This window comes from Pseudoalteromonas sp. NEC-BIFX-2020_015, assembly GCF_012952265.1.
Lineage (GTDB): Bacteria > Pseudomonadota > Gammaproteobacteria > Enterobacterales > Alteromonadaceae > Pseudoalteromonas > Pseudoalteromonas neustonica.
On the sequence record NZ_JABCJL010000019.1, the window covers coordinates 42,485 to 57,989 of the forward strand.

Here is a 15,505-nt window from a genome sequence, read left to right on the forward strand (position 1 = left end):
TAAAGCTGTAGTGCATAAGAGTGGATTTAGTAAGGGTATTATCGAAGAGGATATTTCACATATTGCACCATGTATTTACTCGCTTTTACATAGAATTAAATTATCTATTTTTGGGTGCACAAGGAGTTAGGATGTCTGTTGGGAAAAGTATAAAACAAAAAACTCGTCAATTTATTGATTCTAAGCATATGCTCAGCGGGATCACGGTTGCGTCATTTTTAGAATCAACTATCGTGCCTATCCCATTAGAAGCGGTAATGGTTCCTTTAATGCAAGCTAGGCGTGAAAAGCTTTGGCTAATTGCCCTAATGGCTACTATTGGCTGTATTTTTGGGGCCTTAGTAGGTTATGCCCTAGGCTATTATTTGTTTGATATGGTAGGGGATTGGGTTATAAATAGCTTTTCAAGCCCCGAGCAATTTGAGCAGGTTAAGCAAAAAATGCAAGCGCAAGGTTTTTGGTTTGTAATGACTTTGGGTATTGTGCCAATTCCATTTCAGATTGCTATGTTGGCAGCGGGCGCTACTAAATACTCTTTGCTGCTGTTTTTAATTGCGACCACTATTGCGCGCTCTATTCGTTATTTTGGTCTCGCACTGGTGGTATATTTTGCAGGCGATCAGGCTGAGCGAATTATCAAAAAACACAAAGCTAAAGCGTTAGTTGCAACTTCAATTATAGTACTGTTAGCGTGGTGGATGAGTACGTTATTTTAATCATTTGGTTGCACTGATAACTTCATCTTTTATTTGGCGTTGTGTTAGGGCGTGTTAACCTTTCGTGATTGATTTTGCAGCAGTCTATTTGGTATTTAGGCAAGGTAGCGCCTATGCAGTGTGGTTGTTCCCCATAAGTAGGCGATAACGCAGTATAAATGCCAAACATGCGCTGCCCAAAGGGTTCTTTCTAGGAGCTATTAACTCTTTGTTACCTACACGGATGTAGGTAAGGGGCGTGAGCAGGACGTGGAAGCTTTGCTCGATTTTTACTTATTCTCACATGGATGTGAGCCAGTAGAATAACGCAGGAGCAGTTATCGAGCCCACTCGATTCCAAACCTCGCGCCGCGATTAAATCGCCCCTAGGTTGAACAAATTTCAATCCTCAAAGGTCAACACGCCATAGGGTGACGCTGCGTTGCCAAATCGCTTTAAATACTTTACTGAATAAATATAGAAATAATAGCGGTATCAGTAGTATTTTTAATATCAAGAGTGAAAGCAGGTTTAAAAAATCTGTAAATAAACTTTCCATTGATGCCACCATATTAGTAATGCCGTTACTAACCGTATTTACAACGCGACTCACTATATTACCAGTATTTCCCGTTAGTTGGTCGTTAAGCCCAATAAGTTGTTTTTTAAGTTGGCTTTTTTGTAAGTACAGCGCGGCTAATTGATTGTTGATAGCAGCCTGCTTTTGTTTAAGGGCTTGTTGTTTTGCAATTAATGGTTTGGCAGATTCAAGCTCTGTAAGGGTTATTTTTTCTGTGAGTGAGCGTGCATCTTGGATTATATTTATCTGTTGAGTTAGTTTATCTAGGCGTTGTTGATTGTTTATTATAACGGTATTTAACTGTAATTCTTGGGTGTTAATTATTTCTATTTCATCAAAAATAGTTTGTTTTTGGCTGTTTATTTTAGCCGTCACTTGCGATGATAGCTGTGATGTTGCATTTGCTTGGGTATTTAAAGTGTCTACTTTTCCTTCGATATATTGATTTTTATTATCAATCTCTTCATCTAAAAATGCATGACTCATTAGCCCAGTGCTCAGTACAACCAAGGGAATTAAAAACCTGATTAACACCAAGCTTGCCAGTAACCGTCCTTTTAGTTGCTTTAAATAACCACCATAGTCACAAATGACATACGCGACGGCGCTCAGTGTAAATAAGCCACTAAAAAACACACCCGATGACATAGTGAACAGTATGCGTTGAATAAAGAGTGAGCCAATAGCCATACGCATTGCATCAGCAATGTATTCGGCTAAATCATTTACAGGATCAAGTAGTTGCGCGGGTTGAATACTTGCGATACCGATCCCAACCTCAGCAGATTGTAATAACGAGATAATGGCGTTTACGCTACGTGCTGATGCATACACGATAGATGACTGTAGTAGGGCTTGGTCAATAAACGTCATAATATAATCGTTAAAATGGGGTAACCAGCAAAGAATAACGAGGATAACAAGAGCAAGGTATTTAGCTGCGTTCACTGAGTTACTTTGCATTTGTTATCCTTTTAAGTTGAGATTTAAATTAACTATCCAGCTCATTTTTGTTGATAGTAATAACCCGTTGCGGGAATGGAATTTCAATGTCTGCGTTTTGAATTACTTTATATACGCCTCCATTGACAGCCAATTTGGTTTCAATAATTTTAGTTGTTGGTACCCAATAGCGATAACTAATAGTAACGCCGCTGTCTGCAAAGCGCTCAATGCCGACCTGTGAATGAGGGTCATCAGCAACTAATTCATGATTTTTTAATACCCCTTCAATGAGTTCAATTGCTTGTTCAGCACTGGCGTTATAAGCGATGTCTATTTCGCCCTTAACAAGAGAGTAATTAAACGAGTTATGCAGGATTTCACCGACGATATGCTTATTTGGAATGGTAATTTCGACTTTCTCTTCGTTGATAAGAACAGTATGTCCCAGCTCAATCGTTTTAACTTGGCCACTGACGTTTTTAACTTCAATGGTATCGCCTACTATAAACGGGCGAGTGGCAATAATCGCCAAACCTGCGCCATAGTTAGACAACATCCCTTGTAGTGCTAAGCCTGCACCAAGGGACGCGGCACCAATAGCAGCTACAAATGGTGTAACGCTTATGCCTATTTTGCCCAGTGCGATAATAATAAACATGATGACCAGCAGTACTTTTACGACATTACTGACAAAGTTAGTAAGCGTGATATCCATATTATTGCGCGCCATGAGTGCGGCAACCATTTTAGATATTTTTTGCGCAACCCATAAACCAAAAATTAAGATCAATACTGCGCCGACTAGCTGCATGCTGTACTTAACGAGGTACTCGCTGATCATGGTGTAATATTTTTCGACTTGTTGTATTTCTGTACTGATCATTACGTGCTCATTAAAAATTAAACGCTCTATTGTTGCTTATCATAGCAGAGCTTGGCTTAAAAAAGGATAAAGTAGAGGGACGATTAACGCAGTTACCAGCGCGCTTAATGCCATGGCAACTGATGCAAAAGCACCAATGCTCGTATTTTCATTTAATGCAGCGGCGGTGCCAATAGCATGGCATGCAGTGCCTATAGCAACACCTTGTGCTTGGTGGTTATAAATCCCCAAAATGCGAAAAAGCATAAAGCCAAATAACGCTCCCAGCAGGCCAATAAAAATAACCATCGCTGCGGCTAGGGATGCAATGCCGCCGAGCGAATCGGTAATTAGCAAAGTAATAGGCGTTGTTACAGACAGTGCTGCTACAGACGCAGCTAAGTGCACAGGAACATCAAATAAAGCGCTCAATAATGTCGCTACAACGGTTGCATTAATAACGCCAAAAGTACAGCTAAGTAAAATTAATAAAGCGTTTTTTCTGATATGGATAAATTGCTGATAAAGAGGCAGTGCTAGTGCAACAATGGCCGGCTCTAATAGCCAGCTGAGTAATTGACTATGCTGATAAAAGCGCGTGTAGGATAAATCAGCTGCAATAAGGATAACCGCGAAAATAGTAATGGCTAAAAATACGGGGTTACTTATTGCCTTTAATAAAGGTGATTGAATTCGAGAATTCAACTTTCTCAGTAATATAAAGAGCGTAATTATAATTGGAATGCTCAACCACCACATATTACTCATTATGATCCCGTCCTTTGAATAGGGCAATCACATAACTGATCAGAATTAAGCTACTCAGGGGAACAAAAATCAGTGTGGCTGTTAAAAACTGCCAATGCTGTCTAATTAAGCCTAAGTGTTCAATAAACCCGACACCGGCGGGGATAAAAAACAGGGGCATAAAATTTAAAAGAGGTGAAGCGCAGGGAAGTAATTGTTGCTCTTTCACTAAGCCACATAGTAGCAGCGACAGTAATATAAGCATCCCAAGTAATGGCGCAGGGAACCCCCCTCCAATCAAGTGCATTATTGTTTTTGCCGCAGCTAAACTACCAATGATCAATGCGCTACTAATCAAATAGCGTAGTACAGGGTAAGATAATACTTGGGTCGTTTTCATCATTGCTTATTTTATTTAATTAATGAGTAAACTTGAACATGTTTAGCCTAAAAAAACTATGCGACTTATAGACTACCAGTGTTTAGGGTTTTGATATTTTATCGTGTCGTTACCTTTTGCTTTGGCAATCGCTTTTTTGGTATTTGGATTGATAATTAACCTGATTTGGCTAAAGGTTTCTTTTGCTAAAATACGACGTTTTGGCGTGTGATAACTTTGTTGTGTGACTCGCTTTATAGCTGCAAGGGCATCGGGGGAGCGCTCGAGTAAAGTTGTAATCATACTTTGGCAGGCATCATGTGGGTTGTCACTGAGTAGAGTGACCAAGCCAATCTCGTGTGCTTTGTATGCACTTATTGGTTCGGCATGACTTGCTAGCCATTGCGCGTCATCACGCTTTAATAAACTAGGTAAAATGACATTAGCACCCATATCGGGGCAAAGTCCCCAGCGTGCTTCCATTATTGCTAACAGTGTATCCGGATGAGCAATTCTATAATCAGCGCCTAACGCTATTTGTAATCCCCCTCCAAAGCAGTTTCCTTGTATAACTGCAAATACAGGAACACTTAGAGACTGCCATCCAAGCACAACTTGTTGAGCTAAGTTACAGTTACCAGGCAGCCATTTAAAGAGCAATTTAAACATATCTACTGGGGATTTCATTACACTTGCTACATCAAGCCCTGAACAAAAGTGTTCACCACTGCCTTGAATAATAACAGCGCGAATCGACTTGTTTTTTTTAAGCTGCTTTATGACTTTAGCTAGTTGTTTGAACATGATGAAATTAAGCGCATTTTGTTTCTCTGCTCGAAATAGTGTGACGTACGCAACTGTGTTTTTTATTTCTAATGTAATCATGCCAACTCCTCTGACCTGTTGATTTTTAGCTTACGAGTTAATCGATTACATGTAAAGCGTCACTCTTTAATTGAACAAAAATTTACAGCAGCGACACAAATGTAAAACCAATGTACAAAAAATTACAAAGTGGTGTATATTTTATTTGAACTTACCACAAAACCTATCGTCAATACTTGCCCTAAACGTACGTTGCGTTTTGCACAATTAGATAATAACCAAATGGTAATGCATTTCATTACCTGCCAAGGAGAAAGCTATGCTGAAACGGTTTACGCCTAATATTTTAGGTACTTACCTGTCATTAACCATTAAATGTATGATTGGTGGTGCATTATTTGCGTCAATAGCAGGCTGCTCTGATGACTCGGCTACTAAACAAGTTGCTCCGCCTCCGGCCGTTTCGGTATTTAAGGTTATAACGCAAGATGTTGGAAATTATCGAGAGTTTGTTGCGAGGACTGAGGCGCATCAGGAAGTTAAAATACGTGCGAGGGTTGAAGGTGAGCTGATTGAACGCCACTTTGATGAAGGATCCTATGTAGAAAAAGGGCAGTTATTACTGAAGATTGATCCAAGTGAGTATCAATCTTCAGTAGCAGGAATTGAGGCTGATTTAAAAAGCAAAATTGCTGGCGCAGATGGTGCAAAGCGAGACCTAACTCGAGGCAAAGAAGTCGCCTCTCAAGGGTTTATTTCGCAATCTGATTTAGATAAGTTAACAACAAAGTACGATCAAGCAGCTGCAGCGGTTAAATCGGCACAAGCCAATCTTGAAAAAGCTAAATTGAATTTAAGTTACACACAAATTAAAGCGCCATTTGCAGGGCGTATTGGTAAAGTAAACTATGATGTAGGTAACTTAGTTGGACCAACATCAAACGAGTTAGCTCAGCTTACTGATGTTGACCCTATTTACGTTAATTTTCAGGTAGAAGAGTCTGACTATATAAGTTACCGCCAAAAGCACCAAGGTAGTGAAGGCAACCCACAAAATGTACCAATCGATTTATCTCTGCGTTTACCTAATAACTCAAACCTAGCATCAAAAGGGCAACTTGATTTCGCTGATACTAAAGTTGATCGCAGTACGGGGACGGTAGAACTACGAGCAACGTTTGCTAATCCTAATAATATAGTTATGCCGGGTTTATTTGTAACCTTGATTTTAGAAAGTAAAGATAAGCAAAAGCAGGCACTAATACCGCAGGCTGCAGTTCAAGAAAACCAACAAGGCAAATTTGTACTCGTCGTTGGGGATGATAAAAAAGTAGCCACTCGTATTGTGCAATTAGGTCGTCGTATTAATGCAATGTGGGTTGTTGAGTCTGGCCTTGAGCAAGGCGAGCAAGTGATTGTCGAAGGTTTGCAAAAAGTGCGCCAAGGGGTGGAAGTTAAGCCAGTCGAGAAAAAGGTTGATCACACCACGGGTACTATTTCTAATTTAACTAATGCCGCGGGCTAAAAGGAGCGTTCATGATCAGTAAAACGTTTATCGCGCGGCCTAAATTTGCCTTAGTGATTTCGATTGTTATCACCCTTGCAGGTTTGATTTCAATGGGATTACTACCTGTGAATATGTACCCGGAGATAACCCCGCCGCAAGTACAAATTACCGCGGTCTATCCCGGTGCAAGTGCACAGATAGTCGAGGAATCTGTGATCAGACCCATTGAAGAACAAATCAATGGTGTTGAAGATATGATGTACATTGAATCGAGCTCAACGAATAATGGCATTGGCAGCATAACCGTATATTTTAAAGTTGGTACAGACACTGATATTGCACAGGTCAACGTGCAAAATAGGGTGGCGCTTGCTGAGCCTGGCTTACCTGCAGAGGTAAAGCGTCAGGGGGTATCAGTTAAGAAAAAATCAAGTGCAATGCTACTGGGGATTAACCTCTTCTCTAGCAAAGATAATATTGATGATATATTTTTGAGTAACTATGCAACCAATTATTTAACCGAATCACTTGGGCGTATACCTGGTGTTGCGTCAGCAGAAGTTATGGGCGAAAGGACCTATTCGATGCGCTTGTGGTTGCGCCCAGATAAAATGGCTGCACTTGGGCTAACAATCGCTGAGGTACAGGCTGCTTTACAAGAGCAAAATACCATTGTAGCAGCCGGTAAATTAGGCGCAGCGCCAAGCTTACCAAGCCAGCAATTTGAATATTCGATTCAAGCTCGAGGGCGCTTAAAAACCCCCGAAGAGTTTGGCCAAACTATTCTTCGCTCAAACCAAGATGGCAATTTCGTCCGTCTTAGTGATATTGCACGTATTGAACTGGGCTCTGCTGATTACAGCGTAATAGCTAAGTTAAACCAGCAAGATACGGCTTTCATTGTTATTTACCAATTAACAGATGCTAACGCAACGCAGGTAGCAAGTGATGTAAAAGCTAAAATGGCAGAACTTGCAAAGCAACTCCCTGACGGTGTTGAATATTCTATACCGTATGATACAACTGAGTTTATTAACCGATCGATTGATGAAGTTGTTGTTACATTATTTCAAGCCGTTGGTTTAGTCGTGTTAGTGGTGTTTTTATTTTTACAAAATTGGCGAGCTACACTTATTCCTACTATCGCTATTCCTGTTTCTTTAGTGGGAACCTTTGCTTTTATGATGGCAATGGGGTATTCAATTAACTTAATTACCTTGTTTGGTTTAGTGCTTGCGATAGGTATTGTGGTTGACGATGCGATTATTGTTATTGAAAACGTTGAGCGTATCCTCAAAGAAGAAAAACTACCCATTAAAGAAGCCGTAACGAAAGCCATGGAACAAGTGACAGGGCCGATTATAGCTACCACCTTAGTGTTACTTGCGGTATTTGTGCCTGTAGGTTTTATGCCAGGTATTACTGGGGAACTTTATAAACAATTCTCTGTTACTATTTCGTTTGCAGTGCTTATATCATCTGTCAATGCGCTTACTTTAAGCCCTGCATTATGTGCGTTATTACTAAATGAAAAAGTAATGACGCCGATAAAATGGTTAGCGCCCGTTGATAGAAGTATTACTAAATCTACTACCGTCTATTCTAAAATCATACACTTTATTTTGAAACGTTCGGCACGAATGGCTATTTTTGCATTGGTTATTTTTGTGGCCGCTGGATGGTTGGCCAAAAGTGTCCCGACAGGGTTTATTCCAGCAGAAGATCAAGGCTTTGTATTTGTTGATGTGCAATTACCTGATGCAGCTGCAAGTGGACGCACAGAAAAAGTGATGCATAAAATAGCCGAAATAGTTAAAAATGAACCCGCAGCGACTGATTTTATAGCCGTATCAGGGTTTTCATTAATTGGTGGTGCAGGTTCAAATAATGCGTTAGGTATTGTGATTTTAAAAGATTGGGAAGAACGTACCAGCCCTGAATTAGGCTTAAAGTCTGTTATAGGTCGTTTGATGGGGCAAATGTGGGCAATGCCAGATGCGCAAGTGATGGTCTTTAATCCGCCTCCTATTCCCGGTTTGGGAAGCAGCTCTGGTTTTGAGTTTCGCTTACAAGATAGTGAGGGGCGTGATCCAACGCAGCTAGCCCAAGTTCTTAACGGCTTAGTGTATGAGGCAAATCAGCATCCTAACCTCAGCAATGTTTACAGTACCTTCAGAGCAAATGTTCCGCAGTACTTTTTAGAGGTTGATCGTAACAAAGCCAAAGCTCAAGGTGTTGCTCTGAGTGATATATTCTTAACGCTACAAGCGCAACTGGGCTCGTTATATATCAATGACTTTAATCAGTTTAGTCGTACTTATAAAGTGATTATGCAGGCTGAAAGTGAGTTCCGTAAAAATCCCACAGACTTACAACATTACTTTGTTCGTAACGATAAAGGGGATATGGTTCCACTGACTACACTCGCTAAATTAGAGCCGATCCTTGGGCCTACGACTTTAAACCACTTTAACCTATACCGTAGTGCTAATATTAGTGGCCAAGCCGCGGCAGAGTTTTCAAGTGGTGATGCAATTGCAGCTATGCAAGAGTTGGCGTCGCAGTTACCTAACGGCTATGTGTTTGAATGGGCGGGGCAGTCTAAGCAAGAGATTGAAGCGGGTAATATGGCACCTATCCTATTTGGTCTAGCGGTTATATTTGTTTACCTATTCTTAGTTGCGCAATATGAAAGTTGGACAATTCCATTTTCGGTCATTGCAGCGATCCCATTGGCAATGTTTGGTGCTATGTTGGCGTTGTATGTATTAGGTATGGAAAATAACATTTACGCGCAGGTTGGTTTAGTGTTGTTAATAGGGATGTCGACCAAAACCGCAATTTTAATTGTTGAATTTGCGATGGAGGAGCGTGCTGCTGGTAAGAGTATATTTGACGCTGCATTGAGCGCGGCAAGCATGCGTTTTCGAGCAGTATTAATGACAGCTCTTTCGTTTGTCTTAGGCGTGTTACCTTTAGTCTTTGCAACAGGTGCAGGGGCTGGAAGCCGAGTCTCATTGGGTGTTACTGTATTGGCAGGTATGCTAGCCGCAACTATTTTTGGCACTTTGCTAGTTCCATTATTTTATAGTTTGGTGCAATCAATGCGTGAAAAAATAAAAGGTACTGTATCGACTCAAGAGTGAAGTAAGGGTTGTGTAAAAAAAGTCAGGGAAACCTGACTTTTTTTTGTCAAAAATTTGCTGAGGTTTGATACTATACTTGGTAATTGCATCTTGAAAGGTTTATGGCGATGACAGGGCCCCGTTTATACAGTGAAGAAGAAGTAACGCACCAAGCTTATGATATCTTTTTAGAATTAGCACCAGATAACCTTACGGAGCAGGATGTTGAAGATTTTAATCAACATCGCGAAGAGCTTGGCTTTATTGAAGAAGGTGAGCCCGATGACCAATGGCATGATTTTGTGGCACTTGAAATTGAACCAGAATTATTTGTTCAAGTACTCGTCGGTCTTGAGTTTGATAATCAAGATATTTTATTTGCTAAAATTTTGATAAGTCGCGATAAAGATGCACCGTTTTGCCATATTTTATGGAAAGAAAGCGAATAATTTAGATGCCATATCTCCGTTATAAAGTACTTATGTTAAGCAATCATACAAAGATTTGTCAGTGATTAGGCTATTTCTGCTATTGAGCTTGATATTGAGCTTTAAAATCTGGGCGGTTGACCCATTTGAAGACTTTCATGAATATGGGCAACTTTCAGATGAAGAGATCCATAAAATTCATCAAGGTGAGTTACTCTACGGTGATATTGAATTTGGCTTTATTGTTAGTCGGGGCAATACTAATTCGACGAGCTTTAAGTTCAAGGGCAATTTATATCAAGATTTTGATAGTTGGCGTAATCAATTTAAAATAGATACGTTATATAAGCGAGACAAAAATGAGGCTACCGGCGATGACGAAGTCTCGGCCAACAGAGTGTTCATATCAGCGCAAGGAAACTATAAAGTTGGTGTGAAAAACGCCTCTTTCTTTATATATGGGGATTACGAAGAAGATAAATTTAGTGGCTTGGACTTTAAAAGTACGTTAGCCACAGGTTATGGAAATAGGCTATATGAAGGGGTTAAAAATCAAGTTGATTTTGATATCGGCCCTGGCTTATATCGCTCTGTTGCAGTAGGTGAAGCGGATGATGATAGTACTAAAACGGGCTATTTGTTGCGTTTGGCGCTGCAATGGGAGCGTACTGTTTCAAAGCGTACGCGCTTTAATCAAGATGTTAGTATTGAACAATCGCTTTCGGGGCTGAATTCGCGATTGAAATCAGAAACTTCATTGATCAGCCAAGTTATGGGGGCGGTGTCGTTAAAGTTTGCTTATTTATATCGTTATAACTCCAAACCGGAAAATGACAAACTAAAGTTTGATTCGGAGCTAAGTGCGACATTCGTTTATAGTTTTTAATATTTATTAGAGAGTGTTATGTATCAACATAAACAATTTGCACTGTTCATTTTTGTTATATTGAGCTGGATTGCCAGTTTTGTAGGTTTAGCGTGGTATTTAATTGGTGCGGATATGCCATTAATGGTATTTGCAGCAATTTTAGTGCTGGTGGCATTTTTCTTTCATGGTTTAACTATTAAAGTTGATGACACTCAAATCAGTTGGGGTTTTGGCCCTGGTGTATTTGGTGATAAGTTACAATTGACAGATATAGTCGAAGCTAAAGCGGTAGAAAACTCATATAGACACGGTATTGGTTTACGTATTACGCATGATGGTTGGGTGTATACTGTGTCAGGGTTTAGTGCAGTACAGCTAGTTTTAAAAGATGGTAGTCAGTATCGGTTAGGAACTAATGATCAAGATGGTTTACTTGCTGCTTTAGCCGATAAAATTAGTAATCCTGAGTAGCCCTAAATATCGTAAAATTAATAAATAAAAAGCGCATTAGCGCTTTTTATTTATTAGGGGAAATTGATTAATGGTCGTGACCACAACCACCTTCAACATGTACATGACCATGGGCTAGTTCGTCGGCCGTGGCATCACGCACTTCAAGAATTTCTACATCAAAGTTTAATGTGATCCCTGCAAGAGGGTTGTTACCATCAACAATAACTTCGTCTTCTTGAATATCAATGATCATGACTGATTGATCACCATCATCGGTAGAAGCACGAAATTGCATACCTACTTCAATTTCCATATCTTCAAACATTGATTTAGGTACTGCTTGCATGAGTTCATCATGGCGTTCACCGTAACCGTTTTCAGGCTCAACAGTAACACTCAAAGTGTCACCAGCTTCTTTACCTATAAGTGCGTCTTCTAGGCCTTGAATTAAGTAACCTGTACCAACGATAAAAATGAGTGGCTCACCATCAAATGAGTTATCGATAGAGTTTTTGTCATTATCCATAACAGAATAATGCATTTTTACCACTTTATTTGTTGCAACGATCATAGTTACTCCTATTTATTCGTCGTCAAGAGAGTAGGGTAGAGGAAGAATTGATAGCTCTACCGCCGGGGCATGTTTTGCACGCAGTAACTGACTAGGTTCACTGTCGTTTGGCAACACTACAAGGCCAAATAAGGTTTTACTTTGCGGGTTGTAAGCTTGGCTTATTAATTTACCCGCGCGGCGCCAGTTTTCACCCATTTGAGTTTCTAGTTCCGGCTCTGCCAATTCTCCGTCACTATGTCCTGACACTATATACATTGCGCGTTTATTCTTACCAAGGTATTTCATTCGCGCTACAGTTTCTTGGCCGGTATAACACCCTTTACGAAAGCTAATTCCGCCAATAGCTTGTAGGTTAACCATTTGCGGGACATATTCACCAAGGGCCAACTCATTGAGTTCAGGTTCACCAGCTAAAATAGCGTGTTGTTGCCACAAAGCATCGTTTTCAAGCGCGATAACGTCATCAGGAAGAGAAAAGTCAGCATTAACCATTAATAAGATACGGTTGTCTGCTAGTTTTATGGCTTTACCATAACTAAAATCACACGCGTTATCTTGCCCATTAAAATGGATATCGAGGCTTTTTAGGGCTACGGTTACGTCTTCACCAATTAAACCGATTAATTTTTCTGTTGCTGCTAGGAGCTCAACGTTTGAAAATACCGCATATTTTTTCAATTCAGCTAGTGATTGGGTGATTTCAACTTCAGAGGCCGCTAAATAGTAGCTATCTTGGTAGGCAAATAATTTCGCGACGCTCCATAGTTTACCTTTGGCATTACAATGCCCAGTCCATAAATAGTTATTTTGGCTTAGCTTGTTGATATCTTGAGTAATTTGACCATGAAGGTAGGCGAGTTTATCAACACCACTAATGCGGATCAGCTGATGTGACAAAGGGCATGCATATACTGTTGACATAAAAACCTGCGTTACAAAAAATATAGGGGCTCATAATACCGTAGTTAGCGCTGAGGGTATAGATGCATAAATTGCTGTTTATTCAGGTGCAATTTGTTAAACTGCAAGGTAACTAAGTACGAGGTAAAAAATGACTGAAATTCACAATAAAGCGCGTATCCGTTGGGCTTGTCGCCGCGGCATGTTAGAACTCGATGTGTTGTTTATGCCGTTTGTCGATGAGGCATTTGATTCATTATCTGTGCAGCAGCAAGCTGTACTACAGCGTTTATTAGAAGCTGATGATCCCGATTTATTTGCGTGGTTTATGGGCCATCAAGAATGTAAAGACCCAGAACTGAAGCAAATGGTACAACTTATTTTAGACCGGGTTCGTGTATAGATTCACGGTTGCAAGAAATAAAGCAGACCACAAACCCTTTGTGGTCTTATTTGGTTTGTTCGCCTGTTGTTTTAGTCTTTTTTTAACCACCCTTACAGTTCAACTACTTACTTTGGCTATGGCTTTTATTAGTGGCCGTTGGTGTTGGCTGCAATTTAAAGCTGTGCATAGTGATGAGGGGGTTGTGATTTTATCATCGTCAAATATCTGCTTTGAAAGTAAAACAGTAAAAATCAACGGTAATCTCAGTTGTAAAAGCCGAGTGTATCCAAAGAGTGTGTGGTTACATATAGAATCATTGGCTCAATCTCGCTGGTTAATTGTTAATGCCAGGAGTGTTGAGCCGCAAAACTTCATTCGCCTTAAACGTGCTATTTTGGCTGCTCGAACTGAGTCGGCGGGGTTAAAATAGTTGGGGTTGGGTTATCATTTAACTGCGGGTAGTCAATGGTGTAATGAAGGCCTCTGCTTTCTTTTCGCTCCATAGCACTTCGAATAATAAGCTCAGCAACTTGGACTAGGTTACGTAGCTCTAATAAGTTATTAGTAACGCGGAAGTTTGCATAATAATCACGAATTTCTTGTTGTAGTAGTTCAACACGGTGTAAAGCGCGTTCCAAGCGCTTAGTTGAACGTACTATGCCAACATAATCCCACATAAATAGACGTAACTCATGCCAATTATGCGTGATCACCACTTCTTCATCTGAATTAGTAACACGACTTTCATCCCATACAGGTAAGGTTTTTAATGCCGGGCTGTGCTGTATTTTAGCTAAAATGTCTTTTGCTGCGGCATGGGCAAACACAATGCATTCTAACAATGAATTACTCGCCATACGGTTAGCGCCATGTAGGCCTGTGTAAGCGACTTCGCCAATTGCGTAAAGATTATCTAGATCGGTTTTACCGTTAAAATCAGTCATTACGCCACCACAAGTGTAATGAGCTGCCGGTACTACTGGGATCGGGTCTTTAGTAATATCAAGACCCACACTCAAGCACTTTGCGTAAATAGTAGGAAAGTGCTCAATAATAAAGTCTTTATCTTTGTGGCTGATATCCAAATATACGCAATTTGCACCTAAGCGCTTCATTTCGAAATCGATAGCGCGAGCAACAATATCTCTTGGTGCTAATTCTTCACGAGTATCAAAATCTTTCATAAATCGGGTGCCATCAGGGCGTTTTAAGTAAGCGCCTTCACCACGCATGGCTTCTGTTATAAGAAAATTCTGTAACTCTGGATGATATAGGCTAGTTGGGTGGAATTGGTTAAATTCCATATTGGCAACGCGACACCCCGCACGCCATGCCATTGCAATACCGTCACCGCTAGATACGTCAGGGTTTGATGTATAGAGGTAGACTTTACTGGCTCCACCGGTAGCTAAAGCCACGAATTTAGCTGAAATCGTTTCGACTTTTTTTGCCGCGCGGTTCCACATATACACGCCGTGAATATGTTGGCCGGTTTGGCCTAGTTTTTTATCACCAATCAAATCAATTGCATTATATTGTTCAAGCAATGTTATTCCAGGGTGTGCTTGCACTTGGCTTATCAGGGTCGTTTGTACAGCGCGACCAGTTGCGTCTGCAGCATGAAGAATACGCCGGTGACTGTGGCCGCCTTCACGCGTTAAGTGAAAACGTTCTTTGCCTTTGCTGTCAAATTCCATATCAAAGGGGACGCCTTGCTCAATAAGCCATTGTAAGCAATCAGGGGCATTGCTTGCAGTGTAATGAACAGCTTCTCTGTCGCATAAACCACCACCGGCATCTAAAGTGTCTTGCACATGCGATTCTATACTGTCATTTTTTTTATCAAAAACAGCAGCAATTCCGCCTTGGGCATAGAGTGTGGAACCTTCGGTTAGTTCACCTTTACTAATTACGGTGACTTTACAGTGGTTGGCTAAAGACAGAGCTAATGAGAGGCCAGCTGCGCCACTGCCTATAATCGCGACATCCGTAATGTGGTGTTTATTTTGGTTCATGTCCGTGGTCTTTGCGGTTACAATGCTCAGATACTAATTTATGCAATTGGTACGAGCAATCAATATTATTATGATAGGCGTATATGTATCATATTTGGCGCGACACTATTAGTGATTTTCAGCTTTTGCCAACTTATTTACGGCTATTTTATAAAATAATAATATTAAACAGAACTTTTTGTTCATAGCGTAGTCAGAGTATTTGTGAACAATGGCT

The 15,505-nt window shown here is 40.4% G+C and carries 16 protein-coding genes; 8 read left to right on the top strand and 8 right to left on the bottom strand.

What is annotated here, in order from left to right; all coding sequences use genetic code 11:
* Positions 1-131 precede the first annotated feature (131 nt).
* Entirely contained in the window at positions 132-716 is a 585-nt protein-coding gene (locus HH219_RS14365) for a VTT domain-containing protein (protein WP_054205387.1), read from the top strand.
* A 388-nt stretch (positions 717-1,104) separates the two neighbouring features.
* Here HH219_RS14365 and HH219_RS14370 read toward each other — a convergent pair whose 3' ends face one another.
* The 5 genes from HH219_RS14370 to HH219_RS14390 all read right to left on the bottom strand — a co-directional run bounded on the left by HH219_RS14370 (position 1,105) and on the right by HH219_RS14390 (position 5,093).
* The gene (locus HH219_RS14370; protein WP_169327860.1) at positions 1,105-2,238 is read right to left on the bottom strand and encodes a hypothetical protein; all 1,134 of its coding nucleotides are present in this window, start codon (positions 2,236-2,238) and stop codon (positions 1,105-1,107) included.
* A gap of 28 nt (positions 2,239-2,266) precedes the next feature.
* Complete coding sequence (locus HH219_RS14375; RefSeq protein ID WP_169327861.1) at positions 2,267-3,103, bottom strand: mechanosensitive ion channel family protein; 837 nt, start codon at positions 3,101-3,103, stop codon at positions 2,267-2,269.
* A 39-nt stretch (positions 3,104-3,142) separates the two neighbouring features.
* The gene (locus tag HH219_RS14380; protein WP_169327862.1) at positions 3,143-3,850 is read right to left on the bottom strand and encodes an LrgB family protein; all 708 of its coding nucleotides are present in this window, start codon (positions 3,848-3,850) and stop codon (positions 3,143-3,145) included.
* Positions 3,843-4,232 (bottom strand): CidA/LrgA family protein, encoded by a 390-nt coding sequence (locus HH219_RS14385; RefSeq protein ID WP_064435701.1) that lies wholly within the window; start codon positions 4,230-4,232, stop codon positions 3,843-3,845. Before HH219_RS14385 ends, HH219_RS14380 begins: the two co-directional genes overlap by 8 nt.
* Positions 4,233-4,301: 69 nt before the next feature.
* Positions 4,302-5,093, bottom strand: coding sequence for a crotonase/enoyl-CoA hydratase family protein (locus tag HH219_RS14390; protein ID WP_169327863.1), 792 nt, complete (start codon positions 5,091-5,093; stop codon positions 4,302-4,304).
* 259 nt (positions 5,094-5,352) lie between these two features.
* Between HH219_RS14390 and HH219_RS14395 the strand changes: the two genes are divergently transcribed.
* The 5 genes from HH219_RS14395 to HH219_RS14415 all read left to right on the top strand — a co-directional run bounded on the left by HH219_RS14395 (position 5,353) and on the right by HH219_RS14415 (position 11,432).
* Positions 5,353-6,558: an efflux RND transporter periplasmic adaptor subunit gene (locus tag HH219_RS14395; RefSeq protein WP_054453192.1), complete on the top strand. Its 1,206-nt coding sequence runs from the start codon at positions 5,353-5,355 to the stop codon at positions 6,556-6,558.
* An 11-nt stretch (positions 6,559-6,569) separates the two neighbouring features.
* Positions 6,570-9,686 carry a multidrug efflux RND transporter permease subunit gene (locus tag HH219_RS14400; RefSeq protein ID WP_169327864.1) on the top strand — a complete coding sequence of 1,039 codons (3,117 nt, stop codon included), beginning with the start codon at positions 6,570-6,572 and terminating at the stop codon, positions 9,684-9,686.
* A gap of 107 nt (positions 9,687-9,793) precedes the next feature.
* The gene (locus HH219_RS14405) at positions 9,794-10,114 is read left to right on the top strand and encodes an HI1450 family dsDNA-mimic protein (RefSeq protein WP_054205395.1); all 321 of its coding nucleotides are present in this window, start codon (positions 9,794-9,796) and stop codon (positions 10,112-10,114) included.
* Between the two features lie 61 nt (positions 10,115-10,175).
* Entirely contained in the window at positions 10,176-10,979 is an 804-nt protein-coding gene (locus HH219_RS14410) for a DUF481 domain-containing protein (protein ID WP_054205396.1), read from the top strand.
* Between the two features lie 18 nt (positions 10,980-10,997).
* Entirely contained in the window at positions 10,998-11,432 is a 435-nt protein-coding gene (locus HH219_RS14415) for a hypothetical protein (RefSeq protein WP_169327865.1), read from the top strand.
* A 67-nt stretch (positions 11,433-11,499) separates the two neighbouring features.
* Here HH219_RS14415 and HH219_RS14420 read toward each other — a convergent pair whose 3' ends face one another.
* On the bottom strand, positions 11,500-11,985 hold the full coding sequence (locus HH219_RS14420; protein WP_054205398.1) for a peptidylprolyl isomerase: 486 nt from the start codon (positions 11,983-11,985) through the stop codon (positions 11,500-11,502).
* A gap of 12 nt (positions 11,986-11,997) precedes the next feature.
* Positions 11,998-12,909 carry a folate-binding protein YgfZ gene (locus HH219_RS14425; RefSeq protein WP_169327866.1) on the bottom strand — a complete coding sequence of 304 codons (912 nt, stop codon included), beginning with the start codon at positions 12,907-12,909 and terminating at the stop codon, positions 11,998-12,000.
* A gap of 130 nt (positions 12,910-13,039) precedes the next feature.
* Between HH219_RS14425 and HH219_RS14430 the strand changes: the two genes are divergently transcribed.
* Positions 13,040-13,291, top strand: a complete 252-nt coding sequence (locus HH219_RS14430; RefSeq protein WP_054205400.1) for a succinate dehydrogenase assembly factor 2 — start codon at positions 13,040-13,042, stop codon at positions 13,289-13,291.
* A gap of 118 nt (positions 13,292-13,409) precedes the next feature.
* Complete coding sequence (locus tag HH219_RS14435) at positions 13,410-13,703, top strand: hypothetical protein (protein ID WP_169327867.1); 294 nt, start codon at positions 13,410-13,412, stop codon at positions 13,701-13,703.
* Here the strand turns inward: HH219_RS14435 and nadB are convergent.
* Positions 13,663-15,288: an L-aspartate oxidase gene (nadB, locus tag HH219_RS14440; protein WP_169327868.1), complete on the bottom strand. Its 1,626-nt coding sequence runs from the start codon at positions 15,286-15,288 to the stop codon at positions 13,663-13,665. The genes HH219_RS14435 and nadB overlap by 41 nt on opposite strands.
* Positions 15,289-15,505 lie beyond the last annotated feature (217 nt).